The organism is Streptomyces sp. NBC_00005, from assembly GCF_045160215.1.
GTDB lineage: Bacteria > Actinomycetota > Actinomycetes > Streptomycetales > Streptomycetaceae > Streptomyces.
Genome location: NZ_CP108316.1, coordinates 7,630,652 through 7,652,763, shown reverse-complemented (window position 1 = coordinate 7,652,763; position 22,112 = coordinate 7,630,652). Strand labels below are relative to the sequence as shown.

General features: G+C 68.7%; 12 protein-coding genes. 2 read left to right on the top strand and 10 right to left on the bottom strand.

Annotated elements, in window-relative coordinates; translation table 11 throughout:
- Window positions 1-29: 29 nt before the first annotated feature.
- The 8 genes from pulA to OG303_RS35020 form a co-directional block, all read right to left on the bottom strand.
- Window positions 30-5,441 carry a pullulanase-type alpha-1,6-glucosidase gene (gene pulA, locus OG303_RS35055; RefSeq protein ID WP_405873505.1) on the bottom strand — a complete coding sequence of 1,804 codons (5,412 nt, stop codon included), beginning with the start codon at window positions 5,439-5,441 and terminating at the stop codon, window positions 30-32.
- Between the two features lie 515 nt (window positions 5,442-5,956).
- Complete coding sequence (locus tag OG303_RS35050; RefSeq protein ID WP_405868176.1) at window positions 5,957-7,129, bottom strand: IS4 family transposase; 1,173 nt, start codon at window positions 7,127-7,129, stop codon at window positions 5,957-5,959.
- 176 nt (window positions 7,130-7,305) lie between these two features.
- Complete coding sequence (locus OG303_RS35045) at window positions 7,306-8,748, bottom strand: glycoside hydrolase family 30 protein (protein ID WP_405873504.1); 1,443 nt, start codon at window positions 8,746-8,748, stop codon at window positions 7,306-7,308.
- 100 nt (window positions 8,749-8,848) lie between these two features.
- Window positions 8,849-10,222, bottom strand: a complete 1,374-nt coding sequence (locus tag OG303_RS35040) for an alpha-amylase family protein (protein WP_405873503.1) — start codon at window positions 10,220-10,222, stop codon at window positions 8,849-8,851.
- Window positions 10,223-10,374: 152 nt separating this feature from the next.
- Window positions 10,375-12,051, bottom strand: coding sequence for a glycoside hydrolase family 13 protein (locus OG303_RS35035; RefSeq protein WP_405873501.1), 1,677 nt, complete (start codon window positions 12,049-12,051; stop codon window positions 10,375-10,377).
- Between the two features lie 125 nt (window positions 12,052-12,176).
- Window positions 12,177-13,094, bottom strand: coding sequence for a sugar ABC transporter permease (locus OG303_RS35030; protein WP_405873500.1), 918 nt, complete (start codon window positions 13,092-13,094; stop codon window positions 12,177-12,179).
- Between the two features lie 13 nt (window positions 13,095-13,107).
- On the bottom strand, window positions 13,108-14,112 hold the full coding sequence (locus OG303_RS35025; protein WP_405873499.1) for a carbohydrate ABC transporter permease: 1,005 nt from the start codon (window positions 14,110-14,112) through the stop codon (window positions 13,108-13,110).
- A 109-nt stretch (window positions 14,113-14,221) separates the two neighbouring features.
- Complete coding sequence (locus OG303_RS35020) at window positions 14,222-15,496, bottom strand: extracellular solute-binding protein (RefSeq protein WP_405873498.1); 1,275 nt, start codon at window positions 15,494-15,496, stop codon at window positions 14,222-14,224.
- A 394-nt stretch (window positions 15,497-15,890) separates the two neighbouring features.
- On the opposite strand from OG303_RS35020, the gene OG303_RS35015 reads away from it, so the two are divergent.
- Together OG303_RS35015 and OG303_RS35010 are read left to right on the top strand one after the other, a co-directional pair.
- A complete protein-coding gene (locus tag OG303_RS35015; RefSeq protein ID WP_405873497.1) occupies window positions 15,891-16,925 on the top strand; it encodes a LacI family DNA-binding transcriptional regulator in 1,035 nt (344 codons plus the stop codon).
- Between the two features lie 131 nt (window positions 16,926-17,056).
- Window positions 17,057-17,920 (top strand): phosphatase PAP2 family protein, encoded by an 864-nt coding sequence (locus OG303_RS35010; protein ID WP_405873496.1) that lies wholly within the window; start codon window positions 17,057-17,059, stop codon window positions 17,918-17,920.
- 150 nt (window positions 17,921-18,070) lie between these two features.
- Here OG303_RS35010 and OG303_RS35005 read toward each other — a convergent pair whose 3' ends face one another.
- On the bottom strand, window positions 18,071-21,067 hold the full coding sequence (locus OG303_RS35005; protein ID WP_405873495.1) for a bifunctional [glutamine synthetase] adenylyltransferase/[glutamine synthetase]-adenylyl-L-tyrosine phosphorylase: 2,997 nt from the start codon (window positions 21,065-21,067) through the stop codon (window positions 18,071-18,073).
- Window positions 21,068-21,153: 86 nt separating this feature from the next.
- The gene (locus tag OG303_RS35000) at window positions 21,154-22,023 is read right to left on the bottom strand and encodes a hypothetical protein (RefSeq protein ID WP_405873493.1); all 870 of its coding nucleotides are present in this window, start codon (window positions 22,021-22,023) and stop codon (window positions 21,154-21,156) included.
- Between the last annotated feature and the right edge of the window lie 89 nt (window positions 22,024-22,112).

Genomic DNA, 22,112 nt, shown 5'->3' with positions numbered 1-22,112 from the left:
CGGCCTGCCCCACCAAAGTAATGCCCCTATCAGGAGATCCGGGAGAATATGGCGACACTACGCCCCGGAACGGCGAACGTGCCCGATTCCCGCTCATAGAAAGCGGACTTGACGATAGGGTCCGCGCCGGTCGCCTGCACCGGATGCAGTCGGTAGCCGGTGCCTGCCAGGGCCTCGACGCGCTGCTCCTGCTTGCTCGGCGTCGCGTTGAACACGACGACGAGATCGCCGAGTTCCATGGTGATGACGCCGGGGGTCTCGTCCTTGCCGGACAGCGGGAAGGACAGCTTCGACTGCACCTGACCGGCGGTGTCCAGGGAGAACGCCTTCTCGGTGGAGCGGATCTTCAGCAGGTCCTGATACGACGCCGAGGCGCCGTCGATCTGCGGGCAGCCGACCTTGACGGAGGTCAACAGCGGTTTCGCGTATGGCCACTTGTCGGCGTTGTCGGGCGCCATCGGCAGTCCGCGCCCGAAGCCGTTGCCGTCGGTGCAGTTGAAGTGGATGGCGTTGAACCAGTCGCCGCTGTCGAAGGAGTTGCGGTCCAGGGACTTGGAACGCAGCAGGTCGGAGCCCGCCTGCGAGAGGGACGGCCCCTGCGAGAGGGTGGCCGTCGCCATCGCGAGGACCTGCATCCGGGCCCGGTCGGCCGCGGAGGTGTCCTTGGGCAGTTTGTAGGTGAGGGCGTCGAAGAGCGACTCGTTGTCGTGGGCGTCGGCGTAGGCGACGGCGTCGCCGGGTGCGTCCGCGTAGCCGGCGCTCTGGCCGTTGTAGTCGACCTCGGCGCCGGTGACCTCCTTGCCGTCGGTGTCGGTGAAGCGGTACTTGGCGAGGTTGCCGGTCAGACCGATCTTGATCAGGTCCTGGTAGTGCAGCAGACGGGCCTTCTGCTCGGCGGACGTGCCGTTGGCCGTCGATGAGTTGGGGTCGGTGTACAAGCCGGAGGCGAAGCCCTGGACCCCGGGGTCGGCGTCGAAGGGGCTGCCGCCGCGCACGGCGTCCCGGGCCCGGTCGGAGAAGGTCGCAATGCCGGTTCCGGCCATGTTCTTCTGGGTGGCCTGGACGAAGCGGGCGTCATCGGCGACCTCACCGAAGTTCCAGCCCTCCCCGTACATGATGATCTTCTTGCCGTCGACGCCGTCCTTCGCGAGGGTCAGCGCGTCGAGCGCCGTGCGGACCGCGAGGATGTTGGCCTTGGGCTGGTGTCCCATCAGGTCGAAGCGGAAACCGTCGACCTTGTACTCCTTGGCCCAGGTGACGACCGAGTCGACGACCAGCTTGCCCATCATGGCGTTCTCGGTGGCGGTGTTCGCGCAGCAGGTGCTGTTCGCCACCGAGCCGTCCGCGAGGAGGCGCTGGTAGTAGCCGGGCACGACCTGGTCGAGGACGGATGTGTCCGCCTCACCGCTGGCCGCCGTGTGGTTGTAGACGACGTCCATGACGACCCGCAGACCGTCCTGGTTCAGCGACTTGACCATCTTGCGGAACTCGACGGTGCGGCCCGTCCCGTCCGGGTCGGTCGCGTACGAGCCCTCGGGGACCGTGTAGTGGTACGGGTCGTAGCCCCAGTTGTAAGCGTCCTTCGCGGCACTCTTCGCGACGCACTCCTGCTGCTTGTCGGAGTCGGCCGCGTAGGAGGCGAGGTCGCAGTCGGTGCTCGCCTGGTCCGCCTTCTTCTCGGGGATGGTGGCGATGTCGAAGGCGGGCAGCAGATGGACGTACGACGTCCCGGACTTGGCAAGCTCGCGCAGATGCTTCGAGCCGTCGCTGTCCTTGTCGGTGAAGGCGAGATAGGTGCCCTGGTCCTTGGCCGGCACTGTCTTGTCCGCGACGGAGAAGTCCCGGATGTGCAGCTCCTGGATCTGGGCGTCCTTCAGCGGTACGGCCTTGGGCTTGGCGAGGCTCGACCAGCCGCTGGGCGCAAGGGACTTGTCGTCCAGGTCGGTGACGAGGCTGCGCTCGGAGTTGGCGGTGAGGGCGAGGGAGTAGGGGTCGGTGACCTTGTTGGTGACGACCTTCCGCACGGTCGGCGCCCACACCTTCACGACGTACCGATACGCCTTGCCCTTCCAGGACTTGGGGCCGGTGACGGACCAGACGCCCGTGGAGTCGTTGCGCTTCATGGCCACGGTGGAGCCGTCGAGTTCGAGCTTCACCGACTGCGCGGTGGGCGCCCAAACGGCAAGCGTGGGACGGCCGTTGTGGAACGTCGGCCCCAACTCGGCCTTGGTGGCGCTTGCGTAGACGTCGTCGAGTACGCCGGCGATCTGGACGCCGGTCGCCGCCAGCACGGCTCCGTTCGCGGCCCGCTGCGAGGCGACGATCTGCCCGTCGAGCGCCTCACGCACCCGGTCGCCATCGCGCGGGTCGACCGACCAGGCCGTGTAGTCCTTCAGATACGGGAACTTCGCCTTCTGGGCGTCGGTGAGCGTGGTCTTGCTCAGCCGCAGCCAGCGCTCGTCGTCGCTCGTCAGAGCCCCGTCCTTCACGGCGATCGAGCCGTCATGGGAATAGAGCAGCTGGGTGGAGGCGGCGGCGTCGGAACCGTTGAAGGCGACGGTGTTCTTGTCGATCCAGACCGCCTTGGAGGTGGTCAGGTCGAGCGCGGCGGCCGACCCCGCGGGCTGCGGCAGCAGGTACTTCTCCTGGCCGTTCAGGAGCCACACCTCGTAGCCGCCCGCCTTGAGGTCCAGCGACTGGTCGGCGGAGAGGTCCTTCTCGTCGCCCTTGTGGATGATGTAACTGAGGCTGGTGGCACCGTCGTTGAGCGGCACCTCGAAGACCGCCCCATAGGCGTCGGTCTTCACCGGCTTCAGCGGGCTCGACCAGTCCGTGGGGTTGGCGGCACCGGTCCACACATGCAGACCCCAGCCGTCGTAGTCGCCATCGGCGCGGTGGTAGTGGATGACGGCCTTGGTCTTGTCCTGTGGTGGGTAGTCGGGCCGTTCGGTCTGTACGGCCTCCTTGCCCTGCTCGATCCACACCTCACCGGTCTTGGTGACGTCGATCGTGCGGTCGGCGGAGACGTCCTTGTTGCCATCCTTGTCGACGACCAGGAAGCCGACACTGGAGGCGCCCGGCTTCAGCTTGACGTAGGCGAAGGCGCCGTACGCGTCACGTCCGACGAAGGGATGGCCGGCCGGCCAGGTGGTCGACTCACCGTCGGCCAGGTCGCCCCAGGCGTACAGACCCCACTTGTCGTAGTCGCCGTCGGTGCGCTTGTAGTGGACGATCGCGTAGTCGCGGGAGGAGGCGGTGGGGATCTCCTCGGCGGGCGGGGTGCCGGTGGTGGAGGCCGCCGTGGCACTCGCCGTGTGTCCGGCCGAGTCGATGACAACCGCCTTGTAGCGCAAGGCAGTTCCTGACGGTACGTCCTTGCCGATGGCCTGGGTGACCTTGTACGGGGCATGGTCGGCGGAGCCCAGAGTCCGCCACTTGCCGCCTCCGACCTGGGCGGCGAACACGACCCGGTTGAGCTGCCCGCCGTCCACGTCCGCCGACAACTCGACCGTGCCGGTGGCGCCCGCGTCGGGGGCCTTGAGGGTCAGGGTCGGTGCAGTGGACGGCTTGGCCGGCCTGCCCGCCGCCTTCAGGACGATCGCCGAGCCGGCCGGGACCGTGACGGTGACCTTCTTGTCGGCGTCGGACGTCACCTGGTCCGAAGTCCCGTAGATCCCACGGAACTTCATGCCCGCCGAGCCGGTCGCGAACGTCGCCGTCTTCGCCTCACCGGCGTTGTTGAACGCGACGACGTACTCGGTACCCGTCTTGGCATCCGTACGCGAGAAGGCGTAGACCCCGGCCCCGTCGGCCGCGTACCGCTGCGTCTGCACCCCGTCCGTAAGCGCCGGGTTGTCCGTGCGGAGCTTGGAGAGCTCCGCGATCTGCTGGTACAGCGGCGCACTCGTGTCGTAGGCATCGCTCGCGTGCGTGCGGTCGGTGCCGATCTCGTCGTCGTCGAGATAGTCGGCGACCTTCGAGGCGAACATCGTCTGCCGGGCGTCCTTGTCCCCGCCGGAGCCGGTGAAGCCCTGCTCGTCGCCGTAGTAGACGACCGGGTTGCCGCGGCTGAGGAACATCAGCTCGTTGGCGAGCTTGTCCTTGGCCAGGAGTTCGGCATCGGTGGCCTTCGGGTTGTCCTGGTCGAGGAAGTACCCGATACGGCCCATGTCGTGGTTGCCGAGGAAGGTGACCTGCTCGTACGCGTTGGCCTTGTCGGTCGTGTACTTGTAGTCGTCGCCGAAGACCGACGCCAGCTTCTGCGCACTGCCGCCCTGCGAGGCGTAGGTGCGGGCCGCGTCCTGGAAGGGGAAGTCGAGAGTGGCGTCGAGTCGGCCCTGGGTGACGTACGGCGAAGTGACCGACGTGTCGGCGGAGTAGACCTCGCCGAACATGAAGAAGTTCTTGCGCCCCTGCTTGGCCGCGTACGCGTCGAGGGCGGTCGCCCACTGCGTCCAGAAGTCCATGTCGACGTGCTTCACGGTGTCGATCCGGAAGCCGTCGATGTCGAAGTCGCGCACCCAGCGCTCGTAGATCTTCTCCATGCCGCTGACGACCTCGGGACGCTCGGTCCACAGGTCGTCGAGGCCGGAGAAGTCGCCGTACGTGGTCGACTCGCCCGTGTAGGTCGAGTCACCGCGGTTGTGGTACATCGTCGGGTCGTTCAGCCAGGAGGGCACCTTGGCGTTCTTGTCCGCGGCCGCGACGGTCGGCGTACGCGGGAAGGAGCCGGCGTCGACGGCGGGGAACTTCCTGCTGCCGTCCGCGTAGTCGGCGTCGTCGAAGGGCTCGCCGTCCTTGGTCAGGTACGGGAAGGCGCCCTTGGAGAGGTAGTCGTAGGACTTCTCCTCATAGTCGACGACATCCGCCGTGTGGTTGGTGATGACGTCGAAGAAGACCTTCATGCCCTTGGCGTGCGCCTTGGAGATGAGGGTCGCCAGGTCCTTGTTGGTCCCGAAGTGCGGGTCGACCTGGGTGAAGTCGGTGATCCAGTAACCGTGGTAGCCGGCCGAGGCGTTGGCGCCCGTGCCCTGCACGGGCCGGTTCTTGAAGATCGGGGCCATCCAGATCGATGTCGTGCCCAGGCCCTTGATGTAGTCGAGCTTCTTGGTCAGGCCCTTGAGATCGCCGCCCTGGTAGAAGCCCTTGTCGGTGGGGTCGTAGCCGGTGCTCAGGCGCGAACCCGTCAGCCCGCCCTCGTCGTTGGACGTGTCGCCGTTGGCGAAACGGTCCGGCATGACGAAGTAGAACTGATCACGGGTGTCGTCGTGCCGGGCGGGCTCGGCGGCGAGCTTCGCATCGGACGGCGGCGCGGGCGGGCTGTCGGCGTGCGCCGCGAGCGGCTGCACCAGGGCTGCGGCGAGCGCGGCGACGGTGACCGCCACGACCCGTCTGACACGGGCGATACGGCGCTTCGGCGGCGCCGGCCATCTCGATATCACAGGCGGGAACTCCTTGCGATCACGGCTCTCTGGGTCCGACCCCGCGCGACCGTATCGCTAACGCAAGGTTTACAGCAAGAGACTTGAAACTCATAGCAAGAACTTTCACGAGCATTCTTGATGAGCCTTCCCAACGGCCCCACTCTCACCACTGGTTGAAACCCAAACACCTGTCATCGGAGCCGCACATGACCAGACACCGACCCCCGGGCGTCTTCCGGCGCACGGCCAGCGCAGTGGCTGCCGGCGCGCTGGCACTCCCGGGAGCCGTAGCGCTGCCTCCCCCTCTAGAGGCAATGCCGTTGCGTTACGGGTTTGCCGGTTGGGGTCGTTGAATGGTGATTGCTCGGGTGCCGGTTCGGGTGGGTTGGGGCCAGGTGTGGTGTTCGGCCCGTTTGAGCCGGTAGTTGGACATCTTGCGTTTGATGACGCGGGGCTGGCTGCGCAGGCGTCTGGCCGGCAGGAGTCGTTCGAGTAGGTCGTGCTGGAGCAGGACGAGCGTTCTGACCAGGAGGTCAGGGGGAAAAACTGCCCGGCGTGACGGTCACACTGCGTCGGGCGGAGCGCAGAGTTTCGGTGAAGGAAATCCGGTCGGGGTCCAGGCCCCGGGTCGCGGCCGTTCTCACCATCAGTTCGCGCAGGGCGTGGTGGACCAGCAGGTGTGCCCAGATCTGCTGCAGGGCGCCGTCGGGGGTTTTGCTGCTGAGGACGACGTGGGCTCCGCGTTGATGGGTCTTGATCTCGGCGAAGACGCTCTCTACTTCCCAGCGCTCCTGGTAGAGCGCGGCCAGCTGGCGGGCGGGATAGCGGCGGGCGTCGAGCAGGCTGGTCACCAGCCGGTAGCCCTCGGCAGCATGGCCGGTGCCGTTCAGCCGGTAGGCCATTACCCGCACGGTGACCGGGTCGGTGTGGGCCGGATCGGTGTGGGCGTGGATGCGCGAAAGCCAGGACCCGTCCCGCAACTGCCGCTCGACAGGCAGGACCCGGTTGGCGGGCACCCGCCACAGCAGCTGAGCGCCGGTGGCGGTGAAGGACCGCCACAACGGCACACCGAGGAACTCGCGGTCGGCCAGGACCAGTTGCCCGGGGCCGCAGGAACGGGGCAGACGGCTCACCAAGGTCACTTCCCCGGTGCGGCAGCCGGCGAGTTCGGCGTCCAGTACGAGGTGCGTGCCGACCTCCACCAGGCAGGCCATCCGCACCTGGGGAAAGGCGCTTTTGTCGTGGCCGCGGGTGTTTCCGGGGCGTGCGAAGGCAGCCTCATTGGCCGGGCTGTCGGCGACGTCCCAGCAGGTCCCGTCCACCGCCAGCAGCCGCAGTCCGCGCCAGAAGGCGCCCGGGGTGGCTTCGGTGCCCATCGGTTTCGCGGTCGTGGTGAACAGCACCCGCAGTGGTTCCGGGCCCAGCCGCTGCCGGGCCCGAAACAGCGACGACTTCGCCGGGACATGCCAGGTGCCCAGCAGGCGCAGGCCGCGCAGTCCCTCGACCAGATGCCGCATCACGTCCAGATACGGAGCGGGCGAGAACAGGGCCAGCCCCAGCACGAAATACACCACCAGCCGGGCCGGGAGCAGGCGCTTGCGTTGCTCCACACGACCACAGGCAGCCACCACCCGATCCACCAGACCTGGCGGATAGACCCAGGTCAGCAGGCCTAAACCCGATAACTCAGAGACGCTTGCAGCCACCCGAACCACCCCCGGGACCACTGAACTTCAGCGTACGCCCGCAAGCTAACGCAACGGCATTGCCTCTAGAGGGGGATTCCAACCCGGGTGGGTTGAGGTTCACGGACGCTCGAACGGCTTGTGGCCGCTGTCATCCCTCCGGCACCGGCTGAGCGCCGGGGGCGGCTCACCCTCTGTCACCTCCGCCTGTTTGCGGTCGCCCTCAGAGCGAGCCGGCTCCATCGCCTGACGGTGTAGGTGACCAGAGACCGGGCCGGGACCGTGACAGTCAGTGAACTCCCGCTGACCGTCACGGTCTGCTGCTGCGCCGTGCTGTGGGTGTTGTCGGTCAGGTACGGGGTCGCCGTCCCGTTGGTGATCCCGGTGTTCCGCAGGCTGAAGGTGACCGGGTTGGCGCTGGTGGACGCGTTCAGGGCCACGACCGTCACCGTGCCGTCGGTGTTGCGGAACGCCGACAGCTTGAGGTTCGAGTCGCCGGTCGTGGCGCCGATGCGGGTGGCTCCGGGGCGGATGAAGCGGCTGTAGTTCGCCATCGCCCACAGCCGCTTGGAGACGTGATAGCTGTCGCCGTCCATCTGGATCAGGCCTCGGGTGGCGCCGGTCGAGGCGCCGTACCAGTACACATAGCCGCTGGTGTTGCCCTTGGTGAGGGCGTCGTGGATCGCGGAGGCGACGGTGAGGCCGTCGTAGCCGCTGCCGTCGTCCCAGTTCTCGTTCCAGGTGGTGCCGTTGGGCGACCACTCCGACATCCAGGTGCGCTTCTGCGTCGGCAGGGGGCCGTCGACCGCGCTCGCGTAGGAGTGGCCGGTGTGGGTGCTCACGTAACCCCGCGCCGTCGCGTCGGCCTCGATCGCGCTGCTGTAGGCCTTCTGCTGGGTCCAGCCGAAGGAGTCGCAGCAAGTGACCTTGTATCCGGCCGCGTTGGCGATGGGGCCGAAGGTCTTCGTGAACTCGACCGCCTGGGCAGGGGTGAGCCGCATGGAGTCGTACGTCGCCGTCCAGTCGGGTTCGTTGGTGAACCCGATGTCGTTGATGCCGATGCCCTCCTGGCCGTAGAACCTGGCGTACTGGACGAGGAAGTCGGCATACGCCTTCCTCCAGTCGCCACTCGCGCAGGCGGCTCCGGACAGGCCGCAGAGCGTGCCGCCGTTTGCGTCCGTACCGTTGGTCTTCATGTAGCCGGGGGCCGTCCAGGCGTCGGCGTAGAAGCGGTTCACGCCGTAGGCCTTGGCCTGCTTGGCCAGCCATACCTGGCCCTTGTCGTAGCCGTCCCACGTGTACTTGGGGGTCGCATTCGGGCCGCCGGGGTCGGTGGGCTGGATGCCGGAGTCGATGCCGAGGCGCAGGATGCTGAGGCCGGCGCCGCTGGTGCGGTTGAACAGCGCGTCCAGGATCTCGCGCTGATGCTGGGCCGATAAGCCCTGCGAGCCGTTCATGATGGCGGCTCGCCCGAAGTGCTCGGAGATGCCGAAGCCGTCGATCGGCTGGTACCTGGTCGAGCCGTTGATGGTGGCCGTGGTGGCGGCGGGCGCCTCCGGCAGGGTTGCAGCGGTGGCGCCGGTGGCTGTCAGCAGAGCCGCCAACGACGTCAACGCCCATTTTCCTTGTCTGCGCTGCATGGTGCTCCCTTCACAGGAACGCATGGGAGCGCTCCCATAGACAGCAGGGAACGTAGGACGACACTCTGCGAGCGTCAATCCCACGTTCCCCTTCAGTTGCTCAGCAGCTCGTCTTGCCGGTGTAGATCGCCAGGGCCGTGTTCGAACCCAGGGTGGCCGTGAACTGGCCCGAACTGTTCACCGTCACCGACGTGTTGTTCTGCACGTTGCAGTACGTCCCCGCCGCCAGCGACGTCTGGAACGTCTGGGTCAGCGAGCTCGTCTCGTGGTTGATGACGACGTAGCCCTTGCTGCCCCGGCCGAAGGCGATGGCGTCGGCGCCGTCGTCCCACCAGTTGGTCATCGACTCACCGCGCGTGGCGTTGCGGAAGGCGACCATCGACTTGATCTCCGGCCAGGCGTGCTGGCACTTCCAGCCGTCCTGCCAACAGGCGGTGACGGAACCGTTGTTGGGCGGTCCGGCGTCCGCGTCGGACCACTCGTAGCCGGAGTTGATGTCCGGGGCGCCGTACGGGTAGGCCAGCATGAAGACATTGGCCAGCGTGTAGTTCGCACCGTCCTTGTAGTTGAGGGTGCTGCCGTTGCGCTCGGTGTCGTGGTTGTCGACGAAGACGCCGGCGACCGAGCTGCTCATGTAGCCCCAGCCCTCGCCGTAGTTCTTGAGGTAGGCGAGGTTCTCGTTGTTGAAGACACGCTTGAGGTCGTAGGCGTAGCGGAACTCCTGGACATCGCCGTTGCCCGTGTACTCGGTGGGCTGGACGGCCTCTCCGCTGCCGTAGATGACCTCCTGCTTCCAGTACACCGACGGGTTGCTCAGGCGGGACTTGATGTTCGCGAGGTCGGTCGCCGGGATGTGCTTGGCGGCGTCGATGCGGAAGCCGTCGGCTCCGTAGCCGAGCAGGGTGTTCATGTAGCCGGCGATGGTGGCGCGGACGTACTCCTCCCCCGTGTCCAGGTCGGCGAGACCGACGAGTTCGCAGTTCTGGACGTTGGCGCGGTTGGTGTAGTCGCTGACCGTGGACGTGCAGTCGTCCATGTCGGCCGAGGAGTACAGGCCGGGGTAGTTGTACTTCGTGTACGACGAGCCGCCCGTGCCGGTGCCGCTGCCCGCCGACATGTGGTTGATGACGGTGTCGACGACGACCTTCACGCCCGCCGTGTGACAGGTGTTCACCATGTTCTGGAAAGCCGTCGCGTCACCGAGCCGGCCCGCGATCTTGTAGCTCACCGGTTGGTACGACGTCCACCACTGCGAGCCCTGTATGTGCTCGGCGGGCGGGGAGACCTGGACGTATCCGTAGCCGGCGGGGCCGAGGGTGTTGGTGCACTCCTTGGCGACGGAGGCGAAGTTCCACTCGAAGAGGACGGCGGTGACGTCCTTGGTGCCGGGCGGGGAGGCGTGCGCGTAGGTCGGGTTCATGACAAAGGCGGCCGCTGTGAGGGCGACGGTCACCGACAGGGTTCTGCGTGCCATGTGGGGGCTCCTTCACCGTTGAAGGTTCTTGCTGCAACTTTCCCGCAAACTTGCGGTGTCGGAGATGTTAAAGGCCCGCTGCCTGAAAAGGCAGCGGGCCGTGTGAAGTTGATGCAAGAACTTTCAGAAAGGCCGTCAGGCCCTGCGGCCGGTCACGCCGTCGTGAACCACACCGTCGTGTCCGCCGGCACCTTCGCCTCGCCGTCCGCCTCGGTCACCTCGCCGCTGGTGAGCAGGACGCGGCCGTACGCCTGAGTCGTCACGGACTCGCCGCTGGTGTTCGCGACGCACACGAACTCCCCGCGCCGGAAGGCGAGTACGCCCTCGGGGGCGCGCAGCCACTCCACCGCGTCGCCCGCGCCCAGGTCGGGCTGCTCGCGGCGGACGGCGAAGGCGGAGCGGTACAGCTCGAGCGTCGAGCCCGGCACGCCCTGCTGCGCCTCGACGCTCAACTCGCCCCAGCCCGCGGGCTGCGGCAGCCAGCTGCCGCCGCTGCCGAAGCCGTACGACGATCCCTCGCGCGTCCACGGGATCGGCACCCGGCAGCCGTCGCGGAAGCCGTCCTGGCCGGCGCCGCGGAAGTAGGCCGGGTCCTGGCGCACCTCGTCCGGGAGGTCGACGACGTCCGGGAGGCCGAGTTCCTCGCCCTGGTAGACATAGGCCGATCCGGGCAGCGCGAGCATGAGGAGGGTGGCGGCGCGGGCCCGGCGCAGGCCGAGTTCGCGGTCGCCGGCCAGACGGATCTGGGTGCCGAGGCCGGGCGGGTTGGCGAAGCGGGTGGCGTGGCGGGTGACGTCGTGGTTGGACAGGACCCAGGTGGCGGGGGCACCGACCGGGCGCATGGCGTCCAGCGTGCGGTCGACGACCTTGCGGAGCTCCTCCGCGTCCCATTCCGTGCTCAGGTACTGGAAGTTGAAGGCCTGGTGCAGTTCGTCGGGGCGGACGTAGTTGGCGGTGCGCTCGACCGTCGGGGTCCAGGCCTCGGCGACGAAGATGCGCTCGCCGCTGTACTCGTCGAGGATGCGGCGCCACTGGCGGTAGATCTCGTGCACGCCGTCCTGGTCGAAGAACGGCATGACATCGTTGCCCAGCAGCTTCAGTTGCTCGTGGGAGCCGAGGTCGGGCAGACCCTCCGCCTTGACCAGGCCGTGGGCCACGTCGATGCGGAAACCGTCGACGCCCATGTCCAGCCAGAAGCGCAGGATCGAGCGGAACTCGTCGCCGACGGCCGGGTGTTCCCAGTTGAAGTCGGGCTGCTCGGGGGCGAAGAGGTGGAGGTACCACTCCCCGGGGGTGCCGTCCGGTTCGGTGACCCGCGTCCAGGCCGGGCCGCCGAAGATCGACTCCCAGTCGTTGGGCGGGAGTTCGCCGCTCGCGCCCTTGCCGGGGCGGAAGTGGTAGCGGTCGCGCAGGGACGAGCCCGGGCCTTCGCGCAGCGCCCGCTTGAACCACTCGTACTGGTCGGAGGAGTGGTTGGGCACGAGGTCGACGATGATCCTGAGCCCCAGCTCGCGGGCGTCGCGGATCAGCGCGTCGGCGTCCAGGAGGTTGCCGAACATGGCGTCCACCTCCCGGTAGTCGGCGACGTCGTAGCCGGCGTCGGCCTGCGGGGAGGCGTAGAAGGGGCTGAGCCACACGGCGTCCACGCCCAGGTCGCGCAGGTACGGGAGTCGGGAACGTACGCCCTCCAGATCACCCATGCCGTCGCCGTTGCTGTCGGCGAAGCTGCGTGGATAGACCTGGTAGATCACCGCATCCCGCCACCAGTCGCCGCGCTTGGCTTTGGCGGGGGTGGGGGCCGGGGCGATGGCGGAGTGCTGCTGGCTCATGGCGTCCTTGATGTAACGGAGTCATTGGTCAGATGTGCGTACGGCGACTGGTGACGAGGCGGCCGCAGTGACAGCGGGGTCGGATGGACACCGCGGCCGCCTCGGGTCTCAAGCCCCCGGAGGGTTCAGCCCTTCGTGCCGCCCGCAGTGAGGCCGGTCACCAGGTTCTTCTGCACGAGGTAGAAGAACGCGGAGACGGGTATCGCGATCAGCACCGCGGTGGCGGCCATCAGGTTGCGCTGGGCGTCGTGCTCGCTGACGAAGGTCTGCAGGCCGACGGCGAAGGTGTACTTGGTGTCGGACAGCATGAACGTCGACGCGAACGCGACCTCGCCGAAGGCCGTGAGGAAGCTGTAGAAGGCCGCGACCGCGAGGCCCGGCTTGGCGAGCGGCAGGATCAGTCGCGCGAACGTGCCGAAGGGGGTCAGCCCGTCGACGCGTCCCGCCTCGTCGATCTCGAACGGGATGGTGTCGAAGTAGCCCTTCATCAGCCACGCGCAGTACGGGACGACGGTCGAGCAGTAGACGAGGATGAGCCCAAGGTACGTGTCGATGAGCTGCAGGTCCGACAGGATCTGGTACATCGGCACCATGAGTACGGCTACCGGGAACATCTGCGTGAGCAGTAGCACCCACATGAACTTCTTGTAGCCCGGAAAACGCATGCGCGATACGGCGTAGCCGGTGGTGGAGGAGATGATCACGCCGATGGCCGTGGTGCCGAGCGTGACGATCATCGTGGTCAGCAGCCAGTCGAAGAACTGCGTGTGCTGCAGCACGAACGTGTAGTTGGCGAATGACATCTTGCCCCAGATGCCGCCGGGGTGAAGGTAGTCGTCCTTGTCCGGGCCGAGGGACAGGTAGATCAGCCAGGCGACGGGGAAGAGCGCGATCAGGCTCGCGACGATCAGGATGCCGTGGGAGACGAGGCGCGCGGCGGGGCTGCTGTCGCCCCGGCGGACCGGGCGGAGCCTTGAGTTGGCGCGAACCTGCGGGGTCACCGGGCGGCCGGGCTTGGTTTCGGGAGGTGTTGCGGTGCTCATGGTGACTCCTGCCTCAGATCGCGAGCTGCTGGTCATTGCGGTTCAGCCAGCGGCGGTAGAAGGAGGTGAAGACGATCAGGATGGCCAGCAGCAGGATGCCGTAGGCGGCCGACTGTGCGAAGTCGCGCGGCTGCTGTCCGAAACCGAGGTAGTAGGCCCACGTCACCAGGATCTGCGCGTCCGGGGCGGTGTTGCCGAACAGCAGGAAGATGATGGCGAACTGGTTGAAGGTCCAGATGATGCCGAGCAGTACGACGGTGGAGCTGACGGACCTCAAGCCCGGCAGTGTGACGTACCGGAAGCGTTGCCAGGCTGTCGCGCCGTCCATCTCGGCGGCCTCGTACAGCGAGGTGTCGATGGACTGCAGGCCGCCGAGCAGCGAGAGCATCATGAACGGCACACCGCACCAGGTGTTGACCATGATCGCGGCGAACCGCTGCCAGAAGGTGTCCTCCAGCCAGTCCGGTGACGGCAGGTGCAGCGCGTCCAGGGCCAGGTTGATGATGCCGCCGTCGGCGAGCATGAAGCGCCAGCCGAAGACGGTGACGAAGGTCGGCACGGCCCACGGCAGGATGAGGATCAGCCGGTACAGCGTCCGCCCGCGCAGCTTCAGGTTGAGGAGCAGCGCGAGGCCGAGACCGATCGTGTAGTGCAGGGTGACGCAGAGCGCCGTCCACACGATCGTCCAGATGAAGTGCGACCAGAAGCGGTCGTACGCCGTCGGGCCCCACAGGATGTCCTTGTAGTTGTCGAGCCCGATGAACTTGTAGGTGGCGTCGATGTGGTTGACGCCGATCGTGCGCGCGGTGTTGAGGCTGTTGGCGTCCGTCAGCGTCAGGTAGAGGCCGTACACCAACGGGTACAGCACGAGGACGCCGAGTACGACGATCACCGGGGCGATCATCGCGTAGGCGTACCAGTGCCTCTGGTAGCCGTGCTTGAGGCGTTGGCCCAGCCCGGGCCGCGGCGCGCGGTCACCGTGGCGCTTGCCGGTGGCGCGGTCGATGGCGACTGTCATGTTCGACACCTTCTGGAAGTTCTGCGGCTCTGTGAAGTGGCTGGGCACAGGCCGGTGACCGCCGCATCCGTCCCCCCATGCTCAGGCGGATGCGACGGCCACACGGGGCTTACTTGCTGAAGTCCGGCACCAGCTTGGCGATGGCGAGTTCAGCGTTGCTCAGGCCCTTGTCGAGGGACTCCTTGCCACCTGCGATCGAGGTCAGCTCGGTGTCCAGCGGGGTCCACAGGGAGCTGTACTCGGGCAGCGCGGGGCGCGGCTGGGCGGCGGGCAGGACCGTCTGGAAGCCGGCGATGCCCGGGTCCGCCTTGACCTCGGCGGTGTAGGCGTCGTCGCGGGTCGGCAGGGTGGAGTTCTTCAGGGCGATCTCCGTCTGGGACTTCGCGGAGGTCATGAAGTTGACGAACTTCAGCGCGGCCGCCTGGTGGGACTTGTCCGAGCCGGCGTACACCGCCAGGTTGTGGCCGCCGGTCGGGGCGCCCGCCTTGCCGGTGGAACCGGCCGGGACGGTGGCGATGCCGAGGTTGGACTTGTCCTTGAAGGCCGAGCCCTTGTAGAAGTTCGTGATCTCCCACGGGCCCTGGATGATCGAGGCGACCTTGCCGTTGACGAACGCGTCCTGGATGTGGGCATAGGCGTCGGCGGTGACGTCGGCCTTGTGCAGGCCCTGGCCCTTGAAGAGGCTCAGCCAGGTGCCGTAGGCCTTCTTCGCGGCGGCGGAGTTCACGGTGATCTTCTTGGCGGAGGCGTCGACCGTGTCGGTGCCCTCGCCGTAGAGGAAGGTCTGCGCGTAGTAGGACTGGGTGGAGCCCCAGTAGCCGTAGACGTTCTCCTTGGCGTCGATCTTGGAGGCGTCGGCCTTCAGCTCGTCCCAGGTCTTGGGGGCCTCGGTGATGCCGGCCTTCTTGAACAGGGCCTTGTTGTAGACGAGGGCGAGGGTGTCGGTGACCAGCGGGACACCGTAGGTCTTGCCGTCGTACTTGGCCTGCTCGATCAGGTTGGACCGGAACTTGCCCTGGTCCTTGAGGGCCTCGGTGCCGTCCAGCGGCAGGAAGTAGCCCTTCTTGGCGAAGGCGGGGGTCCAGCCGACCTCGGAACGCAGCACGTCCGGGGCGCCCTTGGAGCCGGCGGCGGTGTCGAACTTGTTCTGCGCCTGGTCGAAGGGGACGTTGACGTAGTTGACCTTGATGTTCTTGTTGGCGGCCTCGAACTGCTTGACCAGGGCCTTGTACGTCGGCGCCTCATTGGTGGCGTTGGAGGTGTCCCACCAGGTGATGGTGACCGGACCGTCCGACTTGTCGCTGCCGCTGTCACTGCTGCCGCAGGCCGTCGCCGCGAGGGCGAGGGACGCCACCAGCGCGGTGGCCGCTATGCCACGCCGCATGAGTTCTCCTTGAGGGTGAAAGCCCGTGTGGTGCAAGGAACAGCCCCGTCTGCCGTCCCTGCCGACTTGCCGACTGCGCCGTTGCGGCCGCCGGGCGACGTGAACGTAACAGCGATGTAAGCGACACCGAAAGACCTTGCAGCAAAAAATTGCAAGACGGACCGAGAGTTACCCGCCCGTGACCTCTCCTCGACCCCCGCGCAGCCGTGTATTGAAGCCGTTGAGCAGGTGGTGGGAGTCTTGTGCAAGACTCTGCAAGCTCTTGCCGAATGAGATGCCGACCAGAACCCGAGGGGCCGCGATGACGCAGCAACCCGCACGAGGCCGTGCAACCGCTCGTGCCCGGCGCCCGATTGGTGTGCAAAGTGACAGTCGGCCGGTACAGTCCACCCCTGTGACCACACGGCTTGCCGACATCGCTGCTCAGGCGGGGGTGAGCGAAGCGACTGTCAGCCGCGTCCTCAACGGGAAGCCGGGCGTCGCCGCCACCACCCGCGAGTCCGTACTGGCCGCCCTCGACGTCCTGGGTTACGAGCGCCCGGTCCGTCTGCGGCAGCGCAGCGCGGGCCTGGTGGGCCTGATAACCCCGGAGTTGGAGAACCCGATATTCCCGGCGCTGGCCCAGGTGATCGGCCAGGCCCTGACGCGCCAGGGCTACACCCCGGTCCTCGCCACCCAGACCCCGGGCGGCTCGACCGAGGACGAGCTGACGGAGATGCTCGTCGACCGCGGGGTCGCGGGCATCATCTACGTCTCCGGCCTGCACGCGGACACCACCGCCGACATGCAGCGCTACGAGCGGCTGCGCGCGCAGGGTGTGCCGTTCGTTCTGGTGGACGGGTTCTCGCCGAAGGTGCAGGCACCGTTCATCTCCCCCGACGACCGGGCCGCGATGACGCTGGCGGTGACCCACCTGGCGTCCCTGGGCCACACCCGGATCGGTCTCGCTCTCGGCCCGAAGCGGTTCGTGCCGGTGCAGCGCAAGATCGAGGGCTTCGTGCGCGCGATGCAGGACCGGACGGGGATGGGCGCCGAGGCGGTCGAGACGGAGCTCGTCCAGCACTCGCTCTACACCCTGGAGGGCGGCCAGGCCGCCGCCACCGCACTGATCGGCCGTGACTGTACGGCGGTGGTGTGCGCGAGCGACATGATGGCGCTCGGCGCGATACGAGCGGCCCGGCAGCTCGGCCTGGACGTCCCGCGGGACATCTCGGTGGTCGGCTTCGACGACTCCCCCTTGATCGCCTTCACGGATCCGCCCCTGACCACGGTCCGCAAGCCGGTCCCGGCGATGGGGCAGGCAGCGGTGCGTACGTTGCTGGAGGAGATCGGCGGAACGCCCGCGCCGCACAGTGAGTTCGTGTTCATGCCGGAGCTGGTGGTGCGCGGTTCGACCGCTTCGGCCCCTGGGGACCGGAATCGTCCGTAGGGCGGAGAATCCGTACTTTCGTACAGTGCGCTGGTAGGAGGCGGTGACGTCTTACCGCCGTAGGACATGCGAACCGAACCCGACCGAGGGATGATCGGTGGCGGAAGGCGTTTCTGGCAGACTTGGTGTCTATGGGTGACTCGACCGTGACCAGTCTGGAAGACCGTGAGCAGACGGCCGCTCCTGACTCCCTCACGGCCGAAAAGAGGCCTGGCTTCCTGCACCGGCTGCGCACCCCGCGCCGGCCCCGCCTCTGGTTCGAGATCGTTCTGATCGCGGTGAGTTACTGGACGTACTCACTGATCCGCAACGCGGTTCCGGAACAGCGCGGCAAGGCACTGCGCAACGCGGACTGGCTGTGGCGGATGGAGCACCATCTGGGCATCGCCGTCGAGGAGTCCGTCAACCACGCCGTGAACTCGGTGACTTGGCTGATCGTCGGCATGAACTACTACTACGCGACGCTCCACTTCGTGGTGACGCTGGGTGTGCTGGTGTGGCTGTACCGCAGTCATCCGGGCCGCTATGCGGCGACGCGTCTGGTGCTGTTCGCGACGACGGGTGTGGCCCTGGTCGGTTACTACCTGTATCCGCTGGCGCCGCCGCGCCTCATGAACGGCAGCCATTTCGTCGACACGGTCATGGTCCACCAGACCTGGGGGTCGATGGCCTCCGGCGACCTCAAACACATGTCGAACCAGTACGCCGCGATGCCGTCCATGCACATCGGCTGGTCCGTGTGGTGCGGCCTGACGATCTTCGCGCTGGCCAAGGTGCCGTGGGTGCGGGTCCTGGGGCTTGTCTACCCGGTGGTGACACTGACGGTGATCGTCGCCACGGCCAACCACTTCTGGCTCGACGCGGTGGGCGGCCTGCTGTGCCTCGCGTTCGGGTTCACGGTGGCGCGGGTCTGGTACGGGGCACTGCCGTACGCGCTGCCACGGGGCGCTCCGCTGAGAGTGCCACGGGGCGCTCCGCTGGGAGTGCCACGATAGGTCGTCGTTTCACTGCGGCGTCGTTGTGGCTGGTCGCGCGCCGCGGCGGAGCCGCATGTCGACACAGCCCCGCGCCCCTACAGGGGCGCAGCCCCCAGTTGACGGTCACCCCGGCCGACGCGCACCCTCCTCGGCCCGACCGCCGGAGGTCTACGCGCCGTAGAACAGCACCTCCACCACGGCCCGAGCCCGGCGCGTGGTGCGCCGATACGCGTCGAGCATGTCGCCCACGTGCCCGTCGCCGTACCCCAGATACCGCCCCACCGCGGCCAGTTCCCGCCCGTCCGACGGGAACGTGTCCCCGGCCCGCCCTCGCACCAGCATCACGGCGTTGCGCACCCGGGTCGCCAGCACCCACGCCTCGTCCAGGATCTCCGCGTCCTCACCCGAGATCAGCTCGGCCGCGCACGCCGCCGCCAGTGCCTCCCGGGTACGGGTCGTCCGCAGGCCCGGCTCGGCCCAGCCGTGCCGCAACTGCATCAGCTGCACGGTCCACTCGACGTCGGACAGACCGCCGGGCCCGAGCTTGGTGTGCAGCTTCGGGTCGGCTCCGCGCGGCAGCCGCTCGGACTCCATGCGCGCCTTCAGCCGCCGGATCTCCCGTACGGCCTCGTCCCCGAGCCCCTCCGCCGGGTAACGCAGCGGAGCGATCAGCTCGACGAAGCGGCGGCCCAGATCCTCGTCCCCGGCGACGGGTTCGGCCCGCAGCAGGGCCTGCGACTCCCAGACCAGGGACCAGCGGCGATAGTAGGCCTCGTACGAGTTCAGTGTCCGTACGAGCGGGCCCGACTTGCCCTCCGGTCGCAGGTCCGCGTCGATCAGCAGCGGTGGGTCCGCGCTGGGGATCTGCAGCAGTCGCCGCATCTCGGAGACGACCCGGTTGGCCGCCTCGGAGGCCTCCCGCTCCGCCGTGCCCTCCCACGGTTCGTGCACGAAGAGCACGTCCGCGTCGGAGCCGTAGCCCAGTTCGTGCCCCCCGAAACGTCCCATGCCGATCACCGCGAACCGGGTCGGCAGTGTGTCGCCCCAGCCCTCGCGCACCACCGCGCGCAGCGTGCCCGCCAGCGTCGCCGCCGTCAGGTCGGACACCGCGCCGCCGACCATGTCCACCAGCGCGCCCTGGTCGGCCTCGGCGGGCTGCGTCTCGGTGCCGTAGGAGCCGACGATGTCGGCGGCGGCCGTACGGAAGAGTTCGCGACGGCGGACGCCTCGGGCCGCGGTGACCGCCTGTTGCGCGTTCTCGGCGCGGCGGACCCCGGCGAGGATCTCCTGCTCCAGCTGGTCCCGGTCTCGTGGCTCGAGGCCGCCGCCGTCCCCGTCGCCGAGCAGCGCCACCGCCTCCGGGGCGCGCATCAGCAGGTCGGGGGCGAGCCGCCCGGCGGACAGCACGCGCGCGAGGTTCTCGGCCGCCGCGCCCTCGTCCCGCAGCAGCCGCAGATACCAGGGGGTCTTGCCCAACGCGTCCGACACCTTGCGGAAGTTGAGCAGGCCCGCGTCCGGGTCGGCGGAGTCCGCGAACCAGCCGAGGAGCACCGGCAGCAGGGTCCGCTGGATGGCGGCCTTCCTCGTGACCCCGGAGGCCAGCGCCTCCAGGTGACGCATGGCGGCGGCCGGGTCGCCGTACCCGAGCGCGACCAGCCGCTCCCGGGCCGCCTCCGGGCTCAACCGGGTCTCGCCGGGGGCGAGTTGGGCGACCGCGTCGAGCAGCGGGCGGTAGAACAGCTTCTCGTGCAGGCGGCGTACGACGGCCGCGTGCCGCCGCCACTCGCGGTTCAGCTCGGCGACCGGGTCGACGCGCAGGCCGAGCGAGCGCCCGATACGGCGCTGGTCGGCCTCGCCCTCCGGCACCAGATGCGTGCGCCGCAGCCGGTAGAGCTGGATCCGGTGCTCCATGGAGCGCAGGAAGCGGTAGGCGTCGTCGAGCTGCACGGCGTCCGCGCGCCCCACGTACCCGCCCTCCGCCAGCGCCTGCAGCGCGTCCAGCGTCGTCCCGCTGCGCAGCCCCGCGTCCGCCCGTCCGTGCACCAACTGCAGCAGCTGTACGGCGAATTCGACGTCCCTGAGACCGCCCGGGCCGAGCTTCAGCTCGCGGTCGACCTCGGCGGCGGGGATGTTCTCGACGACCCGGCGGCGCATCTTCTGGACGTCGGCGACGAAGTTCTCGCGCTCGGCGGCCTTCCAGACGAGGGGTTCGAGGGCGGCGACGTACTCCTCGCCGAGCTCGATGTCGCCGGCCACCGGGCGGGCCTTGAGCAGCGCCTGGAACTCCCAGGTCTTGGCCCAGCGCTGGTAGTAGGCGAGGTGGCTGGAGAGGGTGCGCACCAGCGGGCCGTTCCTGCCCTCGGGCCGCAGGTTGGCGTCGACGGGCCAGATGGAACCCTCGACGGTCGTCTCCGAGCAGATCCGCATCATGTGCGAGGCGAGCTTGGTGGCGGACCGCAGGGCCTTGCCCTCGTCGGCCCCTTCGACGGCCTCGCCGACGAAGATCACGTCGACGTCGGACACGTAGTTGAGCTCGTGGCCCCCGCACTTTCCCATCGCGATGACCGCGAGCCGGCACAGCGCGGCGTCCTCGGGCGCGGCGGTGCGGGCGATGGCGAGTGCGGCGCGCAGCGTGGCGGTGGCGAGGTCGGCGAGCTCCGCGGCGGTCTCGGCGAGGTCGGTGGTGCCGCAGACGTCGCGGGCGGCGATGGACAGCAGGCAGCGGCGGTAGGCGACGCGCAGGGAGACGGGGTCGGTCGCCTCGGCCAGACCCCGCTCGAACTCCTCCACCCCCGGGTGCAGGTCCCGCGGCTCGTACGTGACCAGCGCCTGCCAGTCGTGCGGGTGCCGGACCAGGTGGTCGGCGAGCGCGGCGGAGGAGCCGAGCACGCCGAGCAGCCGGTCGCGCAGCGGTTTGGCCGCTATCAGCGTGTCGAGCAGCTCGCGGCGCGCGGCGGAGGGGGGCTGGGCCTCCAGGAGCCGTACGAGACCGAGCAGGGCCAGGTCCGGGTCGGCGGTCGCGCCCAGCGCGTCGAGCAGCACCGGGTCGTCGCGCACGGGCATGAGCTCCGCGCTGTCCAGGAGCCGCTCGGCGGCCGAGGGATCGGTGAAACCGTGCCGCAGCAGCCGCGTGAAGGTACTGCTCCTGCGCCCCGGCAGCGTCATCCCCGTCCTCCGCTCGGATCAAGGTCGTTACTGGCCCCGAGCCTAACCGGAGACACTGACACAAGCGCCGGGGCGGGACGGCGCTTTCAGCGGGTGACCACCACCGTGGCCGGGCGGGACGGGTCGAACAGCACCCGGTCGCCGGGGCCCCGGCCCGGGACCGCGCCGCCGTCCGCGGGCAGTACGGCCGACGCGACGGGCCGCCCGGCGAGCGGCACGAGGACCTGCCGCACCGTGCCGGGCCGACCGGCGCCGGGCCGGGTGGCGTACTGGACGTCGAGGCACAGCCCGTTCAGCCGGGCGAGTGCGTCGGGGACGTCCGTGCCCTCCTCGACGTCCGGCAGCACGGCCCGGCGCGGGGTCTCGCCGTCGAGGTGCGCGCACGCGCGCGTGGCGGGCGGCGGTACGGGCCGGCCGGACCGACCCCCGTGCGGTCCGGACAGCGTGAGCTGCGTGACGTCCACGGCGGTGGCGTTCGTGGCGTCGATCCGGATCGTGTCGCGGCGCAGCCACCGCAGCGCATGCCCGTCGAGGTCGGCCCGCACCCAGCTCGCGGTGTCGACGAGGAACCCGGTCTCGACCGCGGCCTCCGCGGGCGGCCACGTCCGGGGCACGCGCCCGCGGGAGGCCCGTTCCGTGCGCGACGCCGGCCAGTGCCTCAGCACGACCAGCAGACGGTCGCCGGGCCGGTCGAACCGGTGCGCGCGACCGGCGGTCACCGAATAGCTCCCGGCAGGCTCGACCGCAGCACTGGAGCCTCCGGAGAGCTGGACGTCACCGCGGGCGCCGAGGGCGAAACTCACGGTCGAGAAGGCCGCCCCGTCCGCCGCGGCGGAGGCGGACATGCCGTCGCAGCCGGTGGTGAGAAGAGCGGTGGTCAGGGCCACGGCGCCCGTCGCGAGGGCCGCGGCGTGGTGCGGGTGTGGATGCGGCTCCGGGGTCGGGTCGGTGCGCATGGGGTGCCTCCGTTCGGCCCGGTCGTCGCAGCGACGGCCGAAGCAGTCGTACGAGCGGCCGAAGCGGTCGTACGAGTCGACAGTGCGCG